Genomic DNA, 20611 nt, shown 5'->3' with positions numbered 1-20611 from the left:
CGTCGTGACCAGTGTCGCCCTGACCCTGGCGCTCTCGGTCGTGGTCGGCCTGTCGCTGGGCGTCCTCGGCGGCGGCGGCTCGATCCTCATGGTGCCGCTGCTGGTCTACGTGGCCGGGCTCGACGCCCGCGAGGCCATCGCGGCGTCACTGGTCGTCGTCGGGGTGACCGCGGCGGTCGGCGCGGCCGGGCACGCCCGTACAGGACGCGTGCGCTGGCGGACGGGCCTGACCTTCGGGGTCGCGGGCATGGCCGGCGCGTTCGCCGGCGGGCTCGTCGGCGCCCGGTTGCCCGCACAGGTCCTGCTGGTCGCGTTCGCCCTCATGATGACGGTGACCGCCGTGGCGATGCTGCGGGGCCGCCGGGAGATCGATCCGGCGGAGCAGCACCGCGAGCTCCCGGTCCCCCGGGTCCTGCTCGACGGTGCCGTCGTCGGACTCGTGACGGGTCTCGTGGGAGCCGGCGGCGGGTTCCTGGTCGTCCCGGCTCTCGCACTGCTGGGCGGGCTCCCGATGGGGGTCGCGGTCGGGACGTCGCTGCTGGTCATCGCGCTCAAGTCCCTCGCGGGCCTGGCCGGCTACCTCACCACCGTCTCGCTCGACTGGACCGTCGTCGGCGCGATCACCGTCGCGGCGGTGCTCGGCAGCCTCGCCGGTACCCGGCTGGTCGGCCGCATCCCGGCCGACGCCCTGCGGCGCGGGTTCGGCTGGTTCGTGCTCGCGATGGGGGCGTTCGTGCTGGTCCAGCAGGCGCCCGACGCGATCCGGGTGCCGGGCCTGCTCGTCCTGGCCGCCGTCGCGGTGTCGATGGCGGGCTGCGCCGCGTGGGTCGCGAGCTGTCCGCTGCGGCGGGTCGGGCGTCCCGGCGCGGCCTGAGACCTACCGCCCCCGGACGGCAACAATGACCGGTCATCGTCGGAAGGGTGCCCGGAACCGCTACCGTTCGCAGATGTCCGTGCCCACCGGTGGACACCGCGTCTTCGCCGCGCTGTACGACCGCGTCCTCGACCCCGTCGAACGCCGGGTTCTCGGCCCGCGCCGGGCGGCGCTGGTCGGCGACCTGACCGGCCGCGTCCTCGACGTCGGCGCGGGTACCGGCGCCAACCTGCCGTACTACCGTGACGCCGACGAGGTCATCGCCCTCGAGCCCGATCCGGCCATGCGCCGCAGGCTGCGCGACCGGGCCGGGTCCTGCGCCGCCCCGCTCACGGTGAGCGGGGCGGGCGCCGATGCTCTGCCGGCCGCCGACGGCTCGGTCGACGCGGTCGTCTTCACCCTCGTGCTCTGCACCGTCCCCGACCCGGCGCGGGCACTGGCCGAGGCGCACCGGGTACTGCGCCCGGGCGGGCGGCTGGTCGCGATCGAGCACGTCGTCGGGCACGGCCGGCCCGCGACCTGGCGACGGCGACTGGCCCCGCTCTGGGAACGCATGGCCGCGGGGTGCCGGCTCGACCGCGACACCGAGGCCGCGGTCACCGCCGCCGGGTTCGTGCCCGGCACCGTCGAGCGGTTCCCGGCCACGCCGTCGTGGGGACCGATCGGGGCGATGGTCCAGCTGACCGCGACCCGGGCCTGACGGGTCAGGACGGGCGGCGGACCTGGACCTGGTCACCGACCTCGAGCGCGTCGAAGAACGCGACCGCGTCCGGCTTCCCGAGGTGCACGCACCCGGCGGACGGTCGTTCGAGCGATCCCTCGTGGAAGGCGATGCCGCCCGGGGCGAAGAACACCGAGAACGGCATGTCCGCGTCGAACTCGCGGCTGTGGTAGTTCTGCGCCTTCCAGTCGACCGCGAACGTCCCCACGGGGGTGGGACTGCGCGGGTCGCCGTCGAGGAACGGGACCGTCCGGGTCACCTCGCCGTCGTCGAGCAGCCACGCCGTGTGCGAGGCCAGGTCGACGCAGGCATCGGCCGACGCGGTGCACGGGGTGCCGGGGACAGCGGCACCGGACGGCGTCGCCGTGCTCGCCGGGGGCGCCGGCGCCTCGGACGCGTCGCCGGCGGCGGACGCGAGACCGGCGCCTCCGACGAGGACGCCGCCGGTGGCGACGACGGTCAGGGCACGACGCAGCAGGGTGTTCACGGGATCTCCTCCGAGGACCGGGGTGTCGCCACGGGCACCGGGCAGGCCAGCGCCCCGCGCAGCCGGGCCCGCAGCGCCGCGGCCATACCGGCCACCGCCAGCACCGCCAGGAACGGCTGGACCGGTTCGAACCACGTCATGGCCCCGGCGTAGCCGAGCACCAGCAGGACGAGCTTGTTGCAGACCGGGCAGCCGACGGCGAAGAAGCCGAGCAGCGCGCCTGCCGAGGCGCGGCGGCCGCCGGGCCCGTCGGGGCTCCGGACGTAGGTGGCCGCGACCAGCCCGGACAGGATCGCGACCAGCGCGAGGACCGGGTAGGCCCAGGCCGGGGTCGGGACCTCACGCCAGAACCACGGGTTCGACAGCACGGCCGTCGGGACCGCCATGACCACGGCCGTCGCGACCGCGGACACCGTGGCGACGGTCCAGTGCCGGACGGTCCAGGCGCGCAGTGCGTCGAGCGCGTTCACCGGGCCTCCTCGTGGTCCCGCTCGGCGGCGGTGCCGGCGCCGCGACGGGAGCGCAGCAGCCTGACCACCGCGACGACCAGCGCGAGCAGGACGATCGCGAGCAGGACGACGGCGTCCGGCACCCCGCCGACCAGGTCGCGGATCGCGACCTGGGCGTCGGCCTGCTGGTCGACGGTGGTGGGCGCGATGATCCCGGCGGTCCCGTCGGTCAGCAGGAACAGCATCCCGATGCCGATGAAGAGCAGCCCCGAGACCAGGCTCGTCGTGTGGGTGCGCAACGGGCCGAGGGTGATCTCACGGCCGCGCAGCCACGGCCTGCGCCCCAGCCCGAAGCGGTCCCAGAGCAGGGCCAGCACGAACAGCGGGGCGGCCATCCCCACCGCGTAGGCGGCGAGCAGCGCCGCGCCGTAGCCCGGCTCGGCCCCGATCGCGGCGACCGTCAGGACGCTGCCGAGCAGTGGACCGGCGCAGAACCCGGCCAGTCCGTAGACCGTGCCCAGCGCGAAGGTCGACAACGGGCCCGAGACCCGGATACGCCCTGCGGCCCGGGCCGCGGAGGAGCTGGCGAACCCGATGCCGAGGACCGCGAGAACGCCGAACACGATCAGGAGCAGCCCACCGAGGGTCGTGACGAGGCCGCGGTAGCGGGTCAGCAGGTCCCCGACCAGGGCCACCCCGGCGCCGAGCGGCACGAGCACCACGAGCAGGCCTGCCAGGAAGGTCAGCGTGCGGCCGATCAGGGTGCCGACGCGGTCGAAGGCGTAGGCGAAGAACGACGGCAGCAGCAGCGCCGCGCACGGGCTGACCAGGGAGAGCAGCCCGCCCAGGAAGGCCGCCGGCAGACCGATACCGCTCACCGCGTGGCCGCCAGCGCCTGGTCGATCTGCGCCCGGAACTCGGCGACGGGCTGGGCCCCCATGAGCGGGTGCCCGTTCACGACGAAGGCCGGGGTGCTGGGCACCCCGAGCGCCGACCCCTCGTCGAGGTCGCGCTGCACCGCCTGCGCCGCCTCGGGCCCGTGCATGTCGGTCCGGAACTTCGCGATGTCGGGGACACCGACCTTCTCGGCGTAGGCGACGAGCGTGTCCTCGGGCAGGTCCGGGTGGGCACGCTCCGGGCTGTCGGCGAAGACCGCCGTGTTGAACTCCCAGAACCGGCCCTGCATCGCCGCGGCCCGACCGGCCTGGGCGGCCAGCGTGGACTCCGGCCCGAAGATCGGGAAGTCGCGCCACTCTATGCGCAGCCTGCCGTCCTGCACGTACTCGTCCACGAGCTGCTGCTCGGTGTCCCGGCTGAATTTCGCGCAGAACGGGCAGCGGTAGTCGGAGAAGGCGACCATCACCACCGGGGCGTCGGTGCGGCCGAGCGCGGCGGGATCCCCCTTCTCGCGACGGGCGATGTCGCCCAGCGGGCCGACGGCCGGCTGCCCGGCGTCGGCCGACTGCCCCGGCGTCGCGGGCGGGGCGGCGTCGTCGCCACCGGTGGCCCCGAGAACGAGGTAGCCGATCAGCCCCAGGGCCAACACGACGAGGACGACGACGATCGTCACGTCCCGCTGCCGGCCCCGGCGCTCCAGATTGCCGGTCGTGCGTCCCATGCCGGCCCCTTTCTACTATCCGAGTAGTAGCTGTCTACGAACACGGTAGTAGAGCGGTGTGAATGTCCGGTCAATAGGGGGCGCAGACCCTCAGGGCGCGAGGCAGGCCGCGAGCACCAGGGCGACCGCACCGGCCGCGGGCAGCAGCGCGGGCACCAGGGCCACCGCACCGGTCAGCAGCCGGGCCGCGGCGCCGTCGCCGCGCAGGAGGGCCGACCGGGGCGGGTCGAGCCAGGAGCGACGCACCTCGGGGAACGCGTCGAACCCGACCGCGCCGCGCGGCGTCACGGTCCGCCCCGCCGTCCCGGCGAGCGCGGCGCGGACCGCTGCGGGGCCGTGCCGGCGGACCGCCGCCGCATCGGCGGCGAGCTCGCACAGCACCCCGACCGCCCCCGGCGCCGCGCGGCACAGCGGGACCCGGGGCAGTGCGTCCGCGGCGGCGACGGCGAGCGCGACCGCCAGGTGGTGACGGCCCCGTACGTGGGCGCGCTCGTGTGCGAGGACCGCGTCGACGGCCCCGGGGCCGAGGCGGCGCAGACCGGTGGCGGCCACGACGATCCCCCGGCGACCGCCGCCGAGGGAGAACGCGACCGGGTCGTCGCACGGGATCCACCAGACGCCGTCGCGGACCTCGGCGACGGCACGCAACGCTCCGGACCGGTCGGTCAGGTGCCGTCGCTGCCGACGCAGCGACGCCGCGAACAGGACCGCGACCCGGGCCAGCAGGGCCAGCAGCGTGACCCCGACGAGGAGCCGGACCAGCAGCAGCCAGGGGACGTCGGTGCCCCGCGCCAGCGCGCGCCAGCACACGACCGCGACTCCCAGCATCCCGTCGGGCACGGACGGGTCGGGCAGCACGAGCACCGCGGCGGCGGTGACCGCCGACCCCGCCGCCGCGAGCAGCGTGACCACCCAGGCGGACAGGGCGAGGCCCGGATGCACCCGCGGGTCCGCGGTCGGCCGCAGGTAGGCGGGCCCGGTGACACCGAAGGCGACCGCGGCCAGCAGCAGACCGAGGGCGACGGTCACGGGCCGTCCCGCTCGCGGGACAGGGCCCGGCGCAGGAACTCCGACTCCCCCTCGTCCATCCCGCGGGCGAAGTGCAGCAGGACACCGCGCGGGTCGCCGAGCGAGTCGAGCATGTCGCGCAGCATCTCCGCGCCGGCCTCCTCGCGCGCCCGCGCCGGGGTGTAGACCCAGGCCCGCCCCGCGCGCTCGCGGCGCACCCAGCCCTTGCCGTGCAGATTGTCCAGCACGGTCAGGACCGTCGTGTAGGCGAGCGGCCGCTCCGCGGCGAGCGCCGTGTGGACGGCACGGACGGTCCGGGGGCCGTCGGCGTCCCACAGGGCCGCCATCACACGGCTCTCGAGCTCACCCAGACCGGCCACCGCACCTCCTGCTACTGCAGGGCCAGGGTACGGATGACCGCACGGGCCGCCTCGCCGCCCGCCTCCAGCGCCGTCCCCACCGCGCGGGGCACGTCGAGGTCGTCGAGCAGCGCGTCGCGCACCGCGTCCACCGCGGCGGCCGAACCGGGCTTGCGCCCCGCTGCGACATAGAGCTCCTCCAGCCGGCCGGTCGCGAGCGCGAGGTCCTCGGACCGGTACTCCCACGGCTGTGCCCACGGCCGGTCCAGCAGGAACAGCCGCACCGCGGCCCCCGGGGTGTCGGCGAGCAGGTCCTGCACCAGCACGAGGTTGCCGGTGGACTTGGCCATCTTGGCACCGTCGACGGACACGATCCCGGCCCGGAACCCACGTCGGGCGAACAGGCCCGCGCCGGTCGCGGCCGCGGCCATCGCCGACTGGTACGCGTGGTGCGGGAACGCCAGATCGGCGCCGCCCGCGAGCACGTCGACGACACCACCGAGGGTCGCCAGGGCCATCGCGGCGCACTCGGCGTGCCAGCCCGGGCGTCCCGGCCCCCACGGGCTCGGCCAGGCCGGGTGGTCGCCGTCGGCGGGCTTCCACAGCGGCACGTCGAACGGGTCGTCCCGGTGCGGGTCGCGGGGATCGTCGCCGTACTCGGCGGACAGGGCCAGTGCGGTGTCGCGGTCCAGGCCCGCCGCGTCCGGGACGCCGGCGCCACGGAAGTACACCGCGCCGTCGCGCTCGTAGGCGGCGCCGGTGGCCAGCAGCACCGCGGCCAGCGCGATCACGTGCTTCACGTGGTGGCGCGCGTGCGGGGCGTGGTCGGGCGGGGCCACCTGGAGGTCGGCCATGGTGCGGTCGAACCAGAACTCCTGGCGCAGGCCGAACTCGTCGTAGCCGACCCGGCGCTCGGCGGCGGTACGGGTGAGGACGTCGTCGACGTCGGTCACGTTGCGGGCCACCCGGGTCGGCATGCCGGTCGCCCGCACGACCCGGGTCAGCACGTCGGACCAGACGAACGTCGAGGCGTGCCCCAGATGGGTGACGTCGTAGGGGGTGATCCCGCACACGTAGACCCGGGCAGGCGCCGACAGCGGCAGCGACGCCCCTGCCAGCGCGAACGCGGCGCCTCCACCCCCGTCGCTCCCGACCGTGCCGTCCGCCTCGAACTGGTCCATACCGGCCATCCTCACCGATTCCCCGACGCCCGGGGAAGGGCTCCCCGGACCGGTCGTCGACATCGTGATCACGGGCGGTCCACCGTTTCACGGCGTAATGTACGTACATTGACGTCGACCGGAAGGTCCGCACCATGGCGCCCACCGCCGATCGTGCCTCCTCGACCACCGACGCACCCACCGCGTCCTTCACCGACCGGGCCCGCGACCATCTCCCCGGACTCGCCGTCGCGCTGGTCGTCGCCGCCGTCGCCACGGCGGCCGGGACCGAGATACCCGTGATCGGCGGGCCGGTGTTCGGGATCGTGCTCGGGGTGCTCGTCGCGACCGTGCTCCGGCCCGGCGACCGGCTCCGGCCCGGGCTGGCCTTCGCCTCCCGTCCGGTCCTGCAGACCTCGATCGTGGTGCTGGGCCTGACGTCGTCCCTGGCCCAGATCGCCCACGTCGGACTCACCTCGCTGCCGGTCATGCTCGGCACGCTCGCCGTGGCCCTCGCCGGCGCCTGGGGACTCGGACGACTGCTCGGGGTGCGGGGCGACGCCCAGCTCCTCATCGGCGTCGGTACCGCGATCTGCGGCGCGTCCGCCATCGCGGCGACCCAGGCCGTGATCCGGGCGAAGGAGTCGCAGGTCGCCTACGCCATCGGCACGATCTTCACCTTCAACGTGGTCGCCGTGCTGACCTTCCCCCAGCTCGGCCACCTGATGGGCCTGGCACCGCACGCCTTCGGCCTGTGGGCGGGCACGGCGATCAACGACACGTCCTCGGTCGTCGCCGCCGGATACGCCTACGGCGGTGACGCCGGGCCCTACTCGGTCATCGTGAAGCTGGCCCGGACACTGATGCTGATCCCGATCGTCCTCGTGCTCGCCACCCGGGTCGCCCGGCGGGATGCCGAAGCGGCCGGCGAGCGGACCCACTCGCTCCCGTGGCGCAAGCTCGTCCCGACCTTCCTGATCGGGTTCGCCGTCGCCTCCGCCCTGACCAGCGCCGGACTGGTGCCCGAGGCCTGGCACCCGGCGATCACCACGCTCGGCACGTTCCTGATCACGACGGCGCTGGCCGGGATCGGGCTGTCGATGCGCTTGTCCGACCTCCGTCGCGCCGGTCCGCGTCCGCTGCTGCTCGGCGCGGGTCTGTGGATCCTGGTCGGGGCGAGCAGCCTGCTGCTGCAGGCGGTGACCGGAACCCTGTGACCCCGGTCAGTCGGCCGTCCAGGTGCAGCCCCCGGTGAGGACGACCGACTCCCCGTCCAGGAACCGTGCGGCGGCCGCGCCGTGCAGCCGGGCGCTGGCGATCTCGACACCGTCGGCCGCGGTGCGCGTGTAGCCGCACTCGGCGCCGGATCCCGGGCCGTCCGTGGCCCAGGTGCCGGGCTCGATGTCGGTCCCGGCCCGGTGGACGCCCTGCCCGGCCTCGCGCGCGGGCGCCGGCGCGGCCTGGTGGGTCGCCGTCGCCCCGGCGGGCTCGTCGGCCACCACGAACGACCGGACCAGCAGCAACGGCACGACGAGTGCGAGCAGCACCCATGGCCACAGCACGGTGCGTTGCCCGGAGGCCTCGCGCTCCGCGTAGTACCGCTCGTACGGCCCGTTCCTGCCCATGCACCCGCCTCACGTCCCGACCTCACTCTGCAGATCGAAGCGGACCCCGGGATGCGTTACCGGCGTCCCGCCATGTGGTCCCAGAAGTACCCCCTGGGGTATATTGACGGTCCCACTCCTCCGAAAGGGTTCTCATGACCGCCCAGCCCACCACCCGCACCGTGACCCCCGCAGCCCTGCGCGAGTGGTCCGAGCCGCTGGTCATCGACGTGCGCAGTGCCGCCGAGTTCGAGGCGCAGCACATCCGCGGCTCGTACCACGTCCCGCTGAACACCCTCGCCGAGCACACGGCCGAGCTCGCCCGCCACCTCGACGACCCGTCGTCGCCGCTGGTGCTCGTCTGCCAGTCCGGCGTGCGGGCCGAGCAGGGCCGCAGGCATTTGGCCGCCGCCGGGCTGGACCGCGCCCACGTGCTCGACGGCGGGGTGGCCGCCTGGGTCGCCGCAGGTCACGAGGTCGTGCGGGGGCGCACCGCGTGGGCCCTGGAGCGGCAGGTCCGGCTCGTCGCCGGGTCCCTGGTGCTGACCGGGATTCTCGGCGGACGCCTCGCCACACCGAAGCTGCGGCTGCTCGCGGGCGGCATCGGCGCCGGGCTCACCTTCTCCGCGCTGAGCAACACCTGCGCCATGGGGGCGGCGCTGGCGAGGCTGCCGTTCAACCGCGACGTCACCGAGCCGGCGGCCGCCGCCGTCGTCGAGCAGGTCCGGCGCCGGGAGCCCGGCCCCGTCCGCTGATCCGTCCCGGACGACCGGGCCGGGATCAGATCGCCGGGTTCGCCACCATGCCCGAGCCGAGGGCCAGCGACAGCAACGCGAGCATCACGAGCAGCACCCCCATGAGCAGCCGCGCCTCGCCGAGCCCCTGCCGCCGGGCCCGCCGCGCGAGCGCCGCCTGCTCGGCCGCGGAGGCCACCGGCAGCGACGCCCGCACGCCGAACCGGGCGTCCAGGTCGGCGGCGGTGGTGATCCCGCCGAGCACCTCGTCGACCGGGCCGTCGGCGACGATCCGGCCGCCGAGCAGGAGCGCGACCCGGTCACCCAGGTCCCGTGCCAGGTCCAGGTCGTGGGTGACGACGAGTGCCGTCGCGTCCGCGGCACGCCGGCGCACGGCGCGCACGACCTGCTCGCGGTTGTGCAGGTCCATGGCCGGCCCGGGGTCGTCGAGCACCAGCAGCTGCGGCGCGCCGACCAGGGCCCTCGCGAGCGCGGCCCGCCGGCGCTGCCCCGCCGACACCGCCGACGGCAGCGCGGTGGCGTGGTCGGCCAGGTCGAACTCGTGCAGGATCCGCCAGGTCGCGGCGTCGGCGTCGGGCGCCCCGGCCGCCCGCAGCGGGTAGGCGACGTTGTCGAACAGCGTCAGCGACGCGAACAGCGACGCGTCGTAGACCGAGGACCCGCCGAGCAGGACCCCCATCCGGCGGCGCAGCCCGGCCAGCTCGGCGTCACGCAGACCGGCGACCGCGTGACCGTCCACCAGGGTCTCGCCCGACTCGGGCGCGTAGAGCCCGAGCAGGATCCGCACCAACGTCGTCTTGCCGACGCCGGACGGACCGAGCAGGACGGTCGTGCGGCCGGGTGGCAGCTCGAGGTCGATCCCCTCGAGCACGGGCTCGGAGTCGAAGGACATCCGGACCGCGCGGAACGAGACCGCCGGTGCCGTCGGGACCAGTACGTCGTCGATCATCGTCACCCCCTCGGGTGACGAACCCTAGGGTCGGGTGGAGCAGCGTGTACAGACATCCGCTGTGCGGCCGGAGGCTAGCCTGCCCCGCATGGTCTCCCCCGTGGACGAACCACGCCCGCCCCGGCCCCGCCGCACCCAGGGCGAACGCCGGGCCAGCAGCCGGGCGATCATCCTCGCCGCGGCCCTCGAGGAGCTGTTCGAGAACGGCTACGCGCACTCCACGACCGTGACCGTGCAGCGGCGCGCCGGGGTGTCGCGCGGCCGGCTGCTGCACCACTTCCCCAGCCGCGAGTCCCTGCTCATCGCCGCCGCGCAGCACCTGGTCGTCGAGCAGATCGCCGACATGGAGCAGTGGGTCCTGGGCTCGGAGTACGGCCGCACCACCGGGCCCGAACGGTGCGACCGGGCCGTCGAGCTGCTGTGGGGCACCTTCGCCCAGCCGTACTTCTGGGCGTCGATGGAGCTGTGGGTCGCCGCCCGCACCAGTACCGACATCCGAAACGAGCTGTTCCCCGCCGAGCGACGTCTGGGCGTCGCGGTGACCCACGTGGTCGCGACGATGTTCGGGCCGGTGCTGTCCAGCCACCCCGACTTCGACGAGTGCCGTGACCTGCTGTTCACCAGCATGCGGGGGGTCGCGATGACCTACGCGATCCACCCCCGCGACCCGGTGACCGAGCCGCACCTCCCGAGCTGGAAGCGACTGGCCCGCCGGATGCTCGACATCGACGACGCCGACCGGACGACCGGCACCGACGGCTAGGAGACCCCGGCGAACTCCAGCGCCTCGGCCCAGCTCGCGCGCTTCGAGATCAGCCGCTTGTACTTCATGATCTGGGTGGGCCGGTCGATCGTGATCGTCCCGACCAGCCGGTCCCCGCGCCGGTAGAGCGCGAGGAACCGGTCGTCGCCCAGCTCGGAGGACACGACCCGGATCTCGTCGGCGGCCGGGCGGCCGACGAACTGGATCCGGCTGGAGTACCAGTCCGACCAGAAGTACGGCACGGTCCCGAGCTCGGTGGCGTTCTCCGGGTCGAGCGCGTTCTTCGCGGCCAGCGCACCCTGCTCCGCGGCCGTCGTCCAGTGCTCCAGGCGCATGACCTCGCCGTCGAACACGTGGTTCGGGAAGTGCACGACGTCGCCCGCGGCGTACACGCCGTCGGCGGCGCGCAGGGTGGCGTCGGCGACGACGCCCCGGTCCCGCTCGTGCAGCTCGACGCCGGATCCCTCCAGCCAGTCCGTGCAGGGCGACACGCCGATGCCGACGACCACGAGGTCCGCCGGGACCACCTCGCCCGAGCCCAGCCTGACGCCGGTGACGGCGCCGTCGGCGGAGGACTCCAGCCCGTCGACCGTCTCGCCGCAGCGCAGGTCGGTACCGTGCTCGCGGTGCAGGTCGGCGCAGGCCGTGCCCATGTCCGCGCCGACCGAGCGGACCAGCGGGACCGGCAGCGTCTCGACGATCGTGGCGGACAGGCCGCGCTTGCGCGCCGAGCTCGCCACCTCCGAGCCGATGAACCCGGCACCGATCACGACGGTGCGGGCGCCCGCATCCAGCGCGGAGCGCACGGCGAGCGCGTCGTCCCAGGTCCGCAGGGCGTGCACGCCGGACAGCTCCCCGGTGCCGGGCAGCATCCGGGCCGCTCCCCCGGTCGCGACGACGAGCGCGTCGTAGGACAGCTCGGAGCCGTCGCCGATCCCGATCAGCTCCGCGGTCGTGTCCAGTGAGGTCGCCGGGCTGCCCAGGCGGAGCTCCACCCCCAGTTCCTCACGCAGGTGCTCCTCGGTCCGGTAACGCGGGTCGGCCGGCTCGGAACCGGTGTCGTCCAGGAACGCCTTGGACAGCGGGGGCCGGTCGTAGGGCAGGTGGCGCTCGGCACCGACCAGCGTGATCCGGCCGGTGTGGCCGGCCCGGCGGGCGGACTCGACGGCACGGATCCCGGCGAGCGACGCCCCGACGACGACGAGGTGCTCCACGGTGGTCCTCCTCGGGATCGAGCGGACGCCGGGGGTGGCGGCCCCCGGCGTCTGCGGTGTGGTGTGACGGGGTCGGTCAGCTCTCGACGAGGCGCAGGGCCTCGGTCGGGCAGGAGGCGATCGCCGCCTCGCAGGCCGCGCGGTGCTCGTCGGACGGGGTGGCGTCGAGGATGTCGAGCGACCCGTCGTCACGTACCTCGAACAGCTCCGGCGCCTCGGCCTCGCAGAGGCCGAGGCCGCTGCACTTGCTCTCGTCCAGCTCGATACGAAGACCCATCACTTCTCCAGGGAGAATCGGAACGGCATGCGCTTCACCCCGCGCATGAAGTTGGTGCCCAGCAGCTCGGGCTCACCGACCTCGAACTGCGGGATGCGGAACAGCAGCTCGCGGAACAGCGCCTTCAGCATGGACTTGGCGAGCTGGTTGCCGAGGCAGAAGTGGACACCGCCGCCACCGAACCCGGTGTGCGCCTTCGCGTTCTCCCGCGACAGGTCGAACTGCTCCGGGTTGTCGAAGACCTTCTCGTCCATGCAGCCCGACGGGTAGAACATGACGACCTTGTCGCCGGGGACGATCTTCTTGCCGCCCAGCTCGGTCTCGACGACCGCAGTGCGACGGAAGGTCATCACCGGGCAGGCGTACCGGACGAACTCGTCGATGGCGTTGTTGATGCGTCCGTCGTAGTCCTCCATGAGCCACTGCTTCTGCTCGGGGAAGTGGGTGAAGGCGCGGACGGTGAACGACGAGGTGTGCCGGGTGGTGTCGGTGCCGGCGACGGCCATGAGCACGAAGAACGAGCCGATCTCGAACTCGTCGAGCTTCTGCCCGTCGACCTCGGCGTTGATCAGCGAGGTGATCAGGTCGTCGGAGGGCTCGGCGGTCTTGAGCTCGATCAGCTCGGTGGCGATGTCGTGCAGGTTGGTCGCGGCCTGCACCTGCACCTCGTCGGCCTGGCGACCGGCGAGCACCTCGTCGTCGGCCCAGGCGACGATGTCCGCCGCGTTCTTCTCGGTGGCCTCGCGCAGGTGCTCAGGGATGCCCATGATGTCGCAGAAGATCCGGGTGGGCAGGACCTTCGCGACGCTGGTGACGAAGTCGATCTCGCCGGAGGTCTCGGCGACGACGCCGTCGACGACCTCCTTCGCGGCGAGCGCGATCTTGTCGTCGATCAGCTTGATCTGCTTCGGCGTGAACGCCGAGGCGACCAGCTTGCGCAGCCGGTCGTGCTTCGGGTTGTCCATCGCCAGGAAGGACTGGGTCAGCTCGAGGAAGATCGGCGGGAGCAGGTCGAACAGCACGCCCTGGCCGGAGACGTAGGTGTCGTTGTCCCGGGAGACCTTCACGATGTCGGCGTGGCTGACCACGGCCCAGTAGCCGGGGTCGTCCGGGTCGGGGGTGACCGCGTCGTCGACGGGGCGCTGCCAGGAGACCGGCTGCTCGGCGCGGAGGACCTTGAAGGTCTCCTCACGCTGCTCGGAGGTCTGGTTCCAGAACGCCTTGGTGGAGATGTCGACCGGGTAGTGCTCGGGCTTGCCCTCGCTGGTGGCCGGGATCATGTCCACGGCGTCCGGGTCGAACATCTCCGACTCGAAGTCGGTGGCGTCGAAGGTGGCGGTCATCGGGATCTCCTCCGAGCCCGGCGGGGTGCTCCGCGGGCGGAAAGCTGGTGACACACGGTCGGGAACAGTGTGCGGAGACGGGTGGGAGCGGGGCGTCTCCCCGCGAGGGCGACGTCGTACCCCCAACGGGAGAGGGAGGGGGGTCCTCCCGGCGCGGGCGGGCGCCGGGAGGACCCCGGGGTCGACGGCCTCAGTCCTCGGCGTGGCTGAGCAGCACGTCGTAGGGCCGGGCGTCGCGGGTGCCGGACAGGTCGAGGTGGACGTTCTTCTCCTCGACGTAGGGGTCCAGCGCGCGCGGGCCGAGCTCGCGGCCCACACCGGACTGCTTGTACCCGCCGAAGGGCACCTCGCAGTTGATCTGGTGTGCGTCGTTGATCCAGACCGAGCCGGCCTTGATCTTCTCGGCGACGTCCAGGGCACGGGAGTTGTCGCGGCTCCACACCGACGACGCGAGCCCGTACTGGGTGTCGTTGGCCAGGGCGACGCCCTCGGCCTCGGAGCCGTAGCGGATGACCGACAGCACCGGGCCGAAGATCTCCTCGCGGGCGATCCGCATGTCGTTGCGGACGCCGGTGAAGATGGTCGGCTGGATCCAGTGGCCGCCCTCGTACCCCTCGACGTGGGCCTCTCCGCCGCCCAGGACGGCGGTGGCGCCCTCGTCCTTGCCCGACCGGATCAGCTCGAGGATGCGGTCCTTCTGCTTCGCCGAGACGACCGGGCCCATGTCGGTCTCCCAGTCCCGGGTGTCCCCGAGCTGGATGGTGGAAGCCCGGGCGACCATGCGCTCCACGAACTCGTCGTGCAGCGAGTCCGGCAGCAGCAGCCGGGTCATCGACTCGCAGACCTGGCCGGAGTAGAGCATGCAGCCGTACAGCACGCCGTCGACGGCGATGTCCAGGTCGGCGTCGTCGAGGACCAGCGCCGGCGACTTACCGCCGAGCTCCAGGGTCACCGCCTTCACCGTGCCCGAGGCCAGGCGCATGATCTCGCGCCCGACGTCGGTGGACCCGGTGAAACCGATCTTGCCGACGCCCGGGTGCGACGCCAGGCGCGCACCCGCGTCCGGGCCGGGGCCCGGGACGACGTTGAACACGCCCGGCGGCAGCCCGCACTCCTCGGCGATCCGGGCGAACTCCAGCGCCGACAGCGGCGTCTTCTCGTCCGGCTTGAGGATCACCGAGTTGCCGACGGCCAGGGCCGGTGCGAACTTCCACAGCGAGAGCAGCAGCGGGAAGTTCCACGGTGCGATCGCGCCGACCACGCCGATCGGCTCCTTGCGGAGCGTCGACTGGCCGAGCACCGGGAACGTCGCCCGCGGCATGGGCGTCTCGAACTCGTAGCGCTCCGCCAGGCCCGCGAAGTACTCCAGGTGCGGGGCGCAGTAGCCGACGTGGAAACCGGTGGCCTGCCGCACGGTGGCGCCGTTGGCCATGATCTCCAGCTCGACCATCTCGTCGAGCCGCTCGCCGAGCCGGTCCGCGATCGCCCGCATCACCGACGCGCGGTGTGCGGGAGTGGCGCGGGACCAGCCGCCGTCGTCGAAGGCCGCCTGGGCGGCGTCGACTGCGGAGTCGATGACCGCCGCCCCGCCCGACGCCGCGGTGGCGACGAGCTCGCCGTTCTGCGGGTCGCGGATCTCCAGGTGGTCGCTCGAGTCCACGTCCTCGCCGCCGATCCGCATCGGGAAGTGGCGGACGGTCGTCCCGGCGGTCATGCGGTGGGGTCCAGGACGATCTTGGTGGCCTCGCGCTCCTCGAACATCCGGTACGCCTCCGTCGCCTGCGACATCGGCATCCGGTGCGAGATGAACCGGCTCGGGTCGAGCTTGCCCGCGGCGATCAGCGCGAGCGTCTCGTCCATGTAGTTGGTGATGTTGGCGACGCCCTGGGAGATGGTGACGCCCTTGAGGTAGAGGTCGCCGAACGGCAGCTCGATGGAGTCCTCGGTGTAGACGCCGGGGATCGAGATCGCACCACCGGAGCGCACGAGCGAGCAGGCGGAGAGCAGCGCCGACGGGTGGCCGACGGCGTCGATCACGACGTCCGCCCCGCGCCAGTCGGTGAGGTCCTGCACGGCCTCGGCCGGGTCGGTCTCGTCGGCGTTGACCGGGACCGCCCCGATCGCCTCCGCCTCCTTGAGCCGGGCCGGGACCTTGTCCACCACGATCGTCTGCGACGCGCCGAGCACGTCCGCGGCCATCGCGGCGCACAGCCCGACCGGGCCGGCCCCGACCACGGCGACGGTGTCGCCGGGCTGGATGAACTTGCGCACGGCCTCGTAGCCGGTGGCCATGATGTCGCCGACGAAGAGCTTGTCCTCGTCGTTGCCCTTGCCCTCGTCGCTGAGCTTGCGCAGCGTGCGGTCCGCGTTCGGCACGATCACGTACTCGGCCTGGCCGCCGGACAGGTTGCCGAAGGTCACCCCGAGACCGAAGATCATCGTGCCGAAGCACTGGCCGGGCCGGTTGCGGCGGCAGTTGTAGCAGCTGCCGCAGCTCACGACGCACGACGCGACGGCACGGTCGCCCTCGGAGATCAGGGTGACCCCGGACCCGACCGCCTCGATGGTGCCGAGGAACTCGTGGCCGAGGACGACGTCGTCCTCGATCACGATCCGGCCCTCGTAGGGGTGCAGGTCGGTCCCGCAGATCGCGGTGAGGTCGACGCGCATCAGCACGTCACCGGGGTCGGTGATCTCCGGCTTGGGGACCTCCATGACCTCGATCTTGTGCGGCTCGCGGAGCACGACCGCCTTCATGGTCGCCATCTCGTCGGCGTCCCTTCCTCTTCGCTCGGGTGAGGCGGATCAGGCGCTCGCGGTCGCGTCCTTCTCGGCGACCAGCTCGCGGTACATCGGGAACAGCGGCTTGGTCAGCGGGACCAGCTTCAGGATCTTGTTGACCGGGCCCTTGGCCTTGACCTCGCCCTTGGCGAGACCGACGGCGAGGTTGTACTCACCGCGCCAGAACTTGTCGCCGGTGTCGGCACGCATCATCAGCGTGATGTCGGCCTTGTCCTCGTCGGCGCCGGTGTGGACCTCCATGGCGGGCTCGTTCATCTTGACCCACATCTCGGTGTCCGGGTCGGTGTAGAGCACGCGCAGGTTGATGCCGGCGGCACGCATCTTCGGGCCCGACTCCGGGTGGTCGTTGGCCGCGCGGAAGACGCCGCCGATGTACTTGTCGACCTCGTTGCTGTCGGCGAAGAAGCCCATCTCGATCTCCTCGTTGAGTGCTGGGTGCCGACGCCCGGAAGCGGGCGCCGTCGGTGGTACGAATGCTGTCCGGGAGCGAGGGGGGTCACATCGCTCCCGGGGGGTGGTTCCGTGCTCCCTACGGATGCACGGTGCGTGACGGACGGTTCCGCGCGGTGACCGTCGCGGCGCGTCCGTCAGGCGGGGGCGACCTCGGTGTACTGCTTGCGCAGATCGCCCTTGACGAGCTTGCCGGTGGCGCTGCGGGGCAGCTCCGCGGTGAAGTCCACGCTGCGCGGGGCCTTGTAGCGCGCGATCCGCTCGCGGACGAACTCCAGCAGCTCGGCCTCGAGCTCCGGGGAGCCCTCGACGCCCTCGGGGGTCTGCACGACGGCCTTGACCTGCTCGCCCATCTCGGCGTCGGGCACGCCGATGACGGCGACGTCGTAGACCTTGGGGTGCAGGGTGAGGACGTCCTCGACCTCCTGCGGGTAGATGTTGACCCCGCCGGAGATGATCATGAAGGCCTTGCGGTCGGTGAGGAACAGGTAGCCGTCCTCGTCGAGGTAGCCGACGTCGCCGGTGGTGGACCAGTTCTCGTGGTCAGGGTGCCGCGCCTCGCGGGTCCGCTCGGGGTCGTTGTGGTACTCGAACGGCGGGACGTCGCGTTCGAAGTAGACGGTGCCGACCTCGCCGGTGGGGAGCTCGGTGCCCTCGTCGTCGCAGATCCGGATGACGCCGAGGCCTGCCTTGCCGACCGAGCCGGGCTTGGCCGCCCACGCCGCCGAGTCGATGAAGGTGACGCCGTTGCCCTCGGTCGAGGAGTAGTACTCGTGCAGGACCGGGCCCCACCAGTCGATCATCTTCTGCTTGACGTCGACCGGGCACGGCGCGGCGGCGTGCACCGCCACGCGCAGCGAGGAGACGTCGTGACGGCTGCGTGTCTCGTCAGGGAGCTTGAGCATCCGGACGAACATCGTCGGGACGAACTGGCCGTGCGTGACCCGGTAGCGCTCCAGGTGCCCGAGGGCCTCCTCGGCCCCGAACTTCTGCGCCATGACCACGGTGCCGCCGAGGGCGTGCACGATGCCGCCGAAGCGCAGCGGCGCGGCGTGGTAGACCGGGGCCGGCGAGTAGTAGACGGTCTCCTCGCCGAAGCCGTACATCGGCCCGAACACCGCGGTGTAGAGGTCACCGGGCTCGTCCACCTGGATCGTCGGCAGCGCGGGCTTGATGCCCTTGGGCCGGCCGGTGGTGCCCGAGGAGTAGAGCATGTCCGCGCCGCGGGGCTGCTCGGGCAGCGGCCCGTCCGCGGCGAGCTCCATCGCCGAGCCGAGGGACTCGTAGCCCTCGACCGCACCCCCGAAGGCGAAGCGGCGCTCGACGCCGGGGGTCCGCTCCACCAGGGCCTCGGCGAGCTCGCGCTTCGCCGCCGACGCGAACAGGACCCGCGCGCCGCAGTCGGTGACGATGTAGGCGGCCTCGTCCGGGGACAGGTGGTGGTTGATCCCGGTGACGTAGAGGCCGGAGCGCAATGCGGCCCAGTAGATCTCGAAGACCTCCGGGGCGTTGTCGGACACGAAGGCGACGTGGTCGCCGCGACGCAGGCCGGCGTCGCGCAGCACGTGCGCGATCCGGCGGGAGCGGTCGTCGAGCTCGGCGTAGGTCGTGGTGCGGCCGGTCTCGGGCTGCACCACCGCGGGGTGGTCGGGCCGGGTGCGCGCATGGATGCCTGGGAACACGGGCTGCTCTCCCCTTCGAGGGTGGGTCGGAACGGCGCGGGCGAGGCCCCGCCGTCGCAGCCCGCATCGTGTCGGCACGCTGCGTGACCCGGCATCCCTCCCGAGGGGGTGGTTCCTCCCCCACTCGGGCGCGGCCGCTCTCAGGCGGTGCGGCGGTCCCGGTTGCGGCCCGCGAGGTGCCCGGCGATCGCGCCCATGACCACCGCGGTCGCCGCGGTGAGGACCAGCTGCAGCGGGTCGAGCGTGCCGGTGCCGAGCACCACCAGCGGCAGCACCAGCGCGTAGCCCGCGACGGCCGCACCGGCCCCGTGCACGCGCGGGTCGAGCGCGTCGCCGATCCGGTAGCCGGCCAGCACGAACGCGACGACCGCGGTGATGATCAGCCAGGCCGGGCCCACCACCGGGATCTGTGAGCCCAGCGGCGCGGCGAGACCGCCGATCACCAGCACGCTGAAGGCCAGTGAGGCCCCGCGGACCAGGCTGATCCAGTCCACACGGTCGGAGAACCAGTCGAACCCCGGCACGGCCACTCCGGGCCTCCTTTCGGTCGGCTCGTGCGGGGAACCGGCACCGGGTCCCCCACGAGTGCGTCAGCGCAGGTGTCGCAGCGCCGAGGGCATCAGCAGCGGGACGGTCCCCACCACCAGCAGCACCATCGCCGGGATCGTCTCCCAGCGCCCCGCCGCGGCGAGGAGCACCACCGACACAACGGACAGGACGACCGCGGGGTAACGGCCCGCGCGGCGGCGCAGCGCCAGGGCGGCCCCCGCCACGACGAGCAGCACGGCGAGCACGAGCAGCAGCCACGGGGGGTACGGCGCGCCCGAGCCGGTCTCGACGACCGGCGCGCCCTGTCCGGCCAGCGTGCTCGCGGTGTCCTCGTCGACCGTGGACTCCGGCCGCAGCCCCGTCCACGCGACGGCTAGCAGCACCGCGGTCAGCATCCACGCGGCGGCCGACACGACCAGCGCCCACGGCATCGTGGTCCGGCTCTGCACCTGCTCGCTCATGGGCGCAGGCTAGAACGCGCGCGACGCCCGGCGGGGCCCCGCGCGCGCAGGGACACCCACTCCGGGAGAGGGAGTCACCCCCGCCGGGGGACGAGCCCTCCGGGCCGTCGTCGTCCACTGGTGTGATGACGGGACCCGTGCCGGACGAGCCGCCCCGCGGGCCCACGATCGACTTCACCGACGTCACCACGATGATCGACGACACCCCGGTGCTGTTCCGCCTGGGCCTGCACCTGGCGCCCGGCACCGTGACGGTCGTCATGGGCCCGTCCGGGTCGGGCAAGACGACGCTGGTCCGCCACCTCGCCGGGCTCGTCGCCCCGGGGCGGGGCACCGTGACCGTCGACGGCGTCGACGTGCACGCGGCGGGCGAGGCGCAGCTGCGACGGCTGCGACGCGGCATGAGCGTGCTGTTCGGCGGGCCGTCGGTGTTCGAGTCGTCGCTGTTCGGCTCGCTGTCGGTCTACGAGAACCTGACCTACGCCCTCGACGGCCGCGGCATGTCCCCCGAGCGCGTCGAGCGGGTCGCGATGCACCGGCTGCGCGAGATGCGGCTGCACGACCGGGCCGACGCGCTCCCGTCCGAGCTCCCCGCGCACGGCCGCAAGCGGCTGGCGATCGCCCGTACGCTGGCCGTCGAGGCGCCGGTGCTGGTGCTCGACGAGCTGGAGACCGGTCTGGACTCCGCCCACGCGGGCACGCTGGTGGCCGCGGTCCGCGAGCAGCACGCGCGCTCGGGGGCCACGGTGCTGGTCACCACGCACGACATCGCGCTGGCCCGGGAGCTCGCCGACACCGTCGCGATCCTGTGCCACGGCCGGATCGTGGCGTGCGGGCCGCCGTCGGAGCTGCTGCGCGGTGTCGCCGACTCCGACGACTTCGACCGCCGCTTCCGGATCTCGGACTTCCTTGGCCCGCCCGACCCGGACGCGACCCGCGCCGAGCTGGACGGGCCGCGCCGCGGCTCCCGCACCATCGAGCTCGACCCGCGGCTGCTGGTGCCCGCGCTGGTGGTGCTGGCGATGGTCACCTCGTACTGCCTGTTCCTGCTGCTCACCCGCTGAGCCGCAGCCCGCCACCCCCACC

24 protein-coding genes are annotated in these 20611 nt (G+C 73.3%); 6 read left to right on the top strand and 18 right to left on the bottom strand.

What is annotated here, in order from left to right; translation table 11 throughout:
- Window positions 1-4: 4 nt before the first annotated feature.
- A complete protein-coding gene (locus tag ATL51_RS17705) occupies window positions 5-874 on the top strand; it encodes a sulfite exporter TauE/SafE family protein (protein ID WP_100879255.1) in 870 nt (289 codons plus the stop codon).
- Between the two features lie 73 nt (window positions 875-947).
- Window positions 948-1574, top strand: a complete 627-nt coding sequence (locus tag ATL51_RS17700; protein WP_100880775.1) for a class I SAM-dependent methyltransferase — start codon at window positions 948-950, stop codon at window positions 1572-1574.
- Window positions 1575-1578: 4 nt separating this feature from the next.
- Here the strand turns inward: ATL51_RS17700 and ATL51_RS17695 are convergent, their stop codons facing one another.
- From ATL51_RS17695 to ATL51_RS17665, 7 genes are all read right to left on the bottom strand, one after another.
- The gene (locus ATL51_RS17695; protein ID WP_301549066.1) at window positions 1579-2082 is read right to left on the bottom strand and encodes a L,D-transpeptidase; all 504 of its coding nucleotides are present in this window, start codon (window positions 2080-2082) and stop codon (window positions 1579-1581) included.
- Window positions 2079-2552 carry a hypothetical protein gene (locus tag ATL51_RS17690; protein WP_208623015.1) on the bottom strand — a complete coding sequence of 158 codons (474 nt, stop codon included), beginning with the start codon at window positions 2550-2552 and terminating at the stop codon, window positions 2079-2081. The genes ATL51_RS17695 and ATL51_RS17690 overlap by 4 nt, the downstream gene beginning before the upstream one ends.
- Complete coding sequence (locus tag ATL51_RS17685) at window positions 2549-3409, bottom strand: cytochrome c biogenesis CcdA family protein (RefSeq protein ID WP_100879254.1); 861 nt, start codon at window positions 3407-3409, stop codon at window positions 2549-2551. The genes ATL51_RS17690 and ATL51_RS17685 overlap by 4 nt, the downstream gene beginning before the upstream one ends.
- Window positions 3406-4149 (bottom strand): DsbA family protein, encoded by a 744-nt coding sequence (locus ATL51_RS17680; RefSeq protein WP_100879253.1) that lies wholly within the window; start codon window positions 4147-4149, stop codon window positions 3406-3408. Before ATL51_RS17680 ends, ATL51_RS17685 begins: the two co-directional genes overlap by 4 nt.
- 90 nt (window positions 4150-4239) lie before the next feature.
- Window positions 4240-5178 carry a M56 family metallopeptidase gene (locus ATL51_RS17675; RefSeq protein ID WP_100879252.1) on the bottom strand — a complete coding sequence of 313 codons (939 nt, stop codon included), beginning with the start codon at window positions 5176-5178 and terminating at the stop codon, window positions 4240-4242.
- A complete protein-coding gene (locus ATL51_RS17670; protein WP_100879251.1) occupies window positions 5175-5537 on the bottom strand; it encodes a BlaI/MecI/CopY family transcriptional regulator in 363 nt (120 codons plus the stop codon). The genes ATL51_RS17675 and ATL51_RS17670 overlap by 4 nt, the downstream gene beginning before the upstream one ends.
- An 11-nt stretch (window positions 5538-5548) precedes the next feature.
- Complete coding sequence (locus tag ATL51_RS17665; RefSeq protein WP_208623014.1) at window positions 5549-6697, bottom strand: cysteine--tRNA ligase; 1149 nt, start codon at window positions 6695-6697, stop codon at window positions 5549-5551.
- A 134-nt stretch (window positions 6698-6831) separates the two neighbouring features.
- On the opposite strand from ATL51_RS17665, the gene ATL51_RS17660 reads away from it, so the two are divergent.
- Window positions 6832-7893 carry a YeiH family protein gene (locus tag ATL51_RS17660; RefSeq protein WP_100879249.1) on the top strand — a complete coding sequence of 354 codons (1062 nt, stop codon included), beginning with the start codon at window positions 6832-6834 and terminating at the stop codon, window positions 7891-7893.
- A 6-nt stretch (window positions 7894-7899) separates the two neighbouring features.
- Here ATL51_RS17660 and ATL51_RS17655 read toward each other — a convergent pair whose 3' ends face one another.
- Window positions 7900-8301, bottom strand: coding sequence for a hypothetical protein (locus ATL51_RS17655; protein WP_073575656.1), 402 nt, complete (start codon window positions 8299-8301; stop codon window positions 7900-7902).
- 134 nt (window positions 8302-8435) lie between these two features.
- On the opposite strand from ATL51_RS17655, the gene ATL51_RS17650 reads away from it, so the two are divergent.
- Window positions 8436-9035 (top strand): rhodanese-like domain-containing protein, encoded by a 600-nt coding sequence (locus tag ATL51_RS17650; RefSeq protein ID WP_073575655.1) that lies wholly within the window; start codon window positions 8436-8438, stop codon window positions 9033-9035.
- 25 nt (window positions 9036-9060) lie between these two features.
- On the opposite strand, the gene ATL51_RS17645 is transcribed toward ATL51_RS17650, so the two are convergent.
- Window positions 9061-9984: an ATP-binding cassette domain-containing protein gene (locus ATL51_RS17645; RefSeq protein WP_157818413.1), complete on the bottom strand. Its 924-nt coding sequence runs from the start codon at window positions 9982-9984 to the stop codon at window positions 9061-9063.
- Between the two features lie 88 nt (window positions 9985-10072).
- Here ATL51_RS17645 and ATL51_RS17640 point away from each other — a divergent pair, with 88 nt between their 5' ends.
- A complete protein-coding gene (locus ATL51_RS17640; RefSeq protein ID WP_100879247.1) occupies window positions 10073-10747 on the top strand; it encodes a TetR/AcrR family transcriptional regulator in 675 nt (224 codons plus the stop codon).
- On the opposite strand, the gene ATL51_RS17635 is transcribed toward ATL51_RS17640, so the two are convergent.
- The 9 genes from ATL51_RS17635 to ATL51_RS17595 all read right to left on the bottom strand — a co-directional run bounded on the left by ATL51_RS17635 (window position 10744) and on the right by ATL51_RS17595 (window position 19525).
- Window positions 10744-11961 (bottom strand): NAD(P)/FAD-dependent oxidoreductase, encoded by a 1218-nt coding sequence (locus tag ATL51_RS17635; protein ID WP_100879246.1) that lies wholly within the window; start codon window positions 11959-11961, stop codon window positions 10744-10746. The two genes, ATL51_RS17640 and ATL51_RS17635, sit on opposite strands and share 4 nt — an antisense overlap.
- Before the next feature lie 76 nt (window positions 11962-12037).
- A complete protein-coding gene (locus ATL51_RS17630; RefSeq protein ID WP_062399393.1) occupies window positions 12038-12238 on the bottom strand; it encodes a ferredoxin in 201 nt (66 codons plus the stop codon).
- Window positions 12238-13581, bottom strand: coding sequence for a cytochrome P450 (locus tag ATL51_RS17625; RefSeq protein WP_301549065.1), 1344 nt, complete (start codon window positions 13579-13581; stop codon window positions 12238-12240). The genes ATL51_RS17630 and ATL51_RS17625 overlap by 1 nt, the downstream gene beginning before the upstream one ends.
- A gap of 190 nt (window positions 13582-13771) precedes the next feature.
- Window positions 13772-15295, bottom strand: coding sequence for an aldehyde dehydrogenase family protein (locus ATL51_RS17620; RefSeq protein WP_100879245.1), 1524 nt, complete (start codon window positions 15293-15295; stop codon window positions 13772-13774).
- Window positions 15292-16347 carry an alcohol dehydrogenase catalytic domain-containing protein gene (locus tag ATL51_RS17615; protein WP_100879244.1) on the bottom strand — a complete coding sequence of 352 codons (1056 nt, stop codon included), beginning with the start codon at window positions 16345-16347 and terminating at the stop codon, window positions 15292-15294. The genes ATL51_RS17620 and ATL51_RS17615 overlap by 4 nt, the downstream gene beginning before the upstream one ends.
- A gap of 39 nt (window positions 16348-16386) precedes the next feature.
- The gene (locus ATL51_RS17610) at window positions 16387-16794 is read right to left on the bottom strand and encodes an SCP2 sterol-binding domain-containing protein (RefSeq protein WP_100879243.1); all 408 of its coding nucleotides are present in this window, start codon (window positions 16792-16794) and stop codon (window positions 16387-16389) included.
- A gap of 176 nt (window positions 16795-16970) precedes the next feature.
- Window positions 16971-18515, bottom strand: a complete 1545-nt coding sequence (locus ATL51_RS17605) for an acyl-CoA synthetase (RefSeq protein ID WP_100879242.1) — start codon at window positions 18513-18515, stop codon at window positions 16971-16973.
- A 140-nt stretch (window positions 18516-18655) separates the two neighbouring features.
- A complete protein-coding gene (locus ATL51_RS17600; RefSeq protein ID WP_100879241.1) occupies window positions 18656-19045 on the bottom strand; it encodes a hypothetical protein in 390 nt (129 codons plus the stop codon).
- A gap of 60 nt (window positions 19046-19105) precedes the next feature.
- Window positions 19106-19525 (bottom strand): hypothetical protein, encoded by a 420-nt coding sequence (locus ATL51_RS17595; protein WP_100879240.1) that lies wholly within the window; start codon window positions 19523-19525, stop codon window positions 19106-19108.
- Between the two features lie 125 nt (window positions 19526-19650).
- On the opposite strand from ATL51_RS17595, the gene ATL51_RS17590 reads away from it, so the two are divergent.
- Complete coding sequence (locus ATL51_RS17590) at window positions 19651-20589, top strand: ABC transporter ATP-binding protein (RefSeq protein WP_100879239.1); 939 nt, start codon at window positions 19651-19653, stop codon at window positions 20587-20589.
- Window positions 20590-20611 lie beyond the last annotated feature (22 nt).

It is taken from the genome of Pseudonocardia alni, assembly GCF_002813375.1.
GTDB lineage: Bacteria > Actinomycetota > Actinomycetes > Mycobacteriales > Pseudonocardiaceae > Pseudonocardia > Pseudonocardia alni.
The sequence above is the reverse complement of the archived record's forward strand: the minus strand, read 5'-3'. Positions and strand labels throughout refer to the sequence as shown.

Bases quoted from the DNA above. Each gene is read 5' to 3' on its own strand.
- ATL51_RS17700 (WP_100880775.1), top strand. From the start codon at position 948: ATGTCCGTGCCCACCGGTGGACACCGCGTCTTCGCCGCGCTGTACGAC.
- ATL51_RS17680 (WP_100879253.1), bottom strand. From the start codon at position 4,149: ATGGGACGCACGACCGGCAATCTGGAGCGCCGGGGCCGGCAGCGGGAC.
- ATL51_RS17665 (WP_208623014.1), bottom strand. From the start codon at position 6,697: ATGGACCAGTTCGAGGCGGACGGCACGGTCGGGAGCGACGGGGGTGGA.
- ATL51_RS17660 (WP_100879249.1), top strand. From the start codon at position 6,832: ATGGCGCCCACCGCCGATCGTGCCTCCTCGACCACCGACGCACCCACC.
- ATL51_RS17655 (WP_073575656.1), bottom strand. From the start codon at position 8,301: ATGGGCAGGAACGGGCCGTACGAGCGGTACTACGCGGAGCGCGAGGCC.
- ATL51_RS17650 (WP_073575655.1), top strand. From the start codon at position 8,436: ATGACCGCCCAGCCCACCACCCGCACCGTGACCCCCGCAGCCCTGCGC.
- ATL51_RS17645 (WP_157818413.1), bottom strand. From the start codon at position 9,984: ATGATCGACGACGTACTGGTCCCGACGGCACCGGCGGTCTCGTTCCGC.
- ATL51_RS17640 (WP_100879247.1), top strand. From the start codon at position 10,073: ATGGTCTCCCCCGTGGACGAACCACGCCCGCCCCGGCCCCGCCGCACC.
- ATL51_RS17630 (WP_062399393.1), bottom strand. From the start codon at position 12,238: ATGGGTCTTCGTATCGAGCTGGACGAGAGCAAGTGCAGCGGCCTCGGC.
- ATL51_RS17625 (WP_301549065.1), bottom strand. From the start codon at position 13,581: ATGACCGCCACCTTCGACGCCACCGACTTCGAGTCGGAGATGTTCGAC.
- ATL51_RS17620 (WP_100879245.1), bottom strand. From the start codon at position 15,295: ATGACCGCCGGGACGACCGTCCGCCACTTCCCGATGCGGATCGGCGGC.
- ATL51_RS17615 (WP_100879244.1), bottom strand. From the start codon at position 16,347: ATGGCGACCATGAAGGCGGTCGTGCTCCGCGAGCCGCACAAGATCGAG.
- ATL51_RS17610 (WP_100879243.1), bottom strand. From the start codon at position 16,794: ATGGGCTTCTTCGCCGACAGCAACGAGGTCGACAAGTACATCGGCGGC.
- ATL51_RS17595 (WP_100879240.1), bottom strand. From the start codon at position 19,525: ATGAGCGAGCAGGTGCAGAGCCGGACCACGATGCCGTGGGCGCTGGTC.
- ATL51_RS17590 (WP_100879239.1), top strand. From the start codon at position 19,651: ATGACGGGACCCGTGCCGGACGAGCCGCCCCGCGGGCCCACGATCGAC.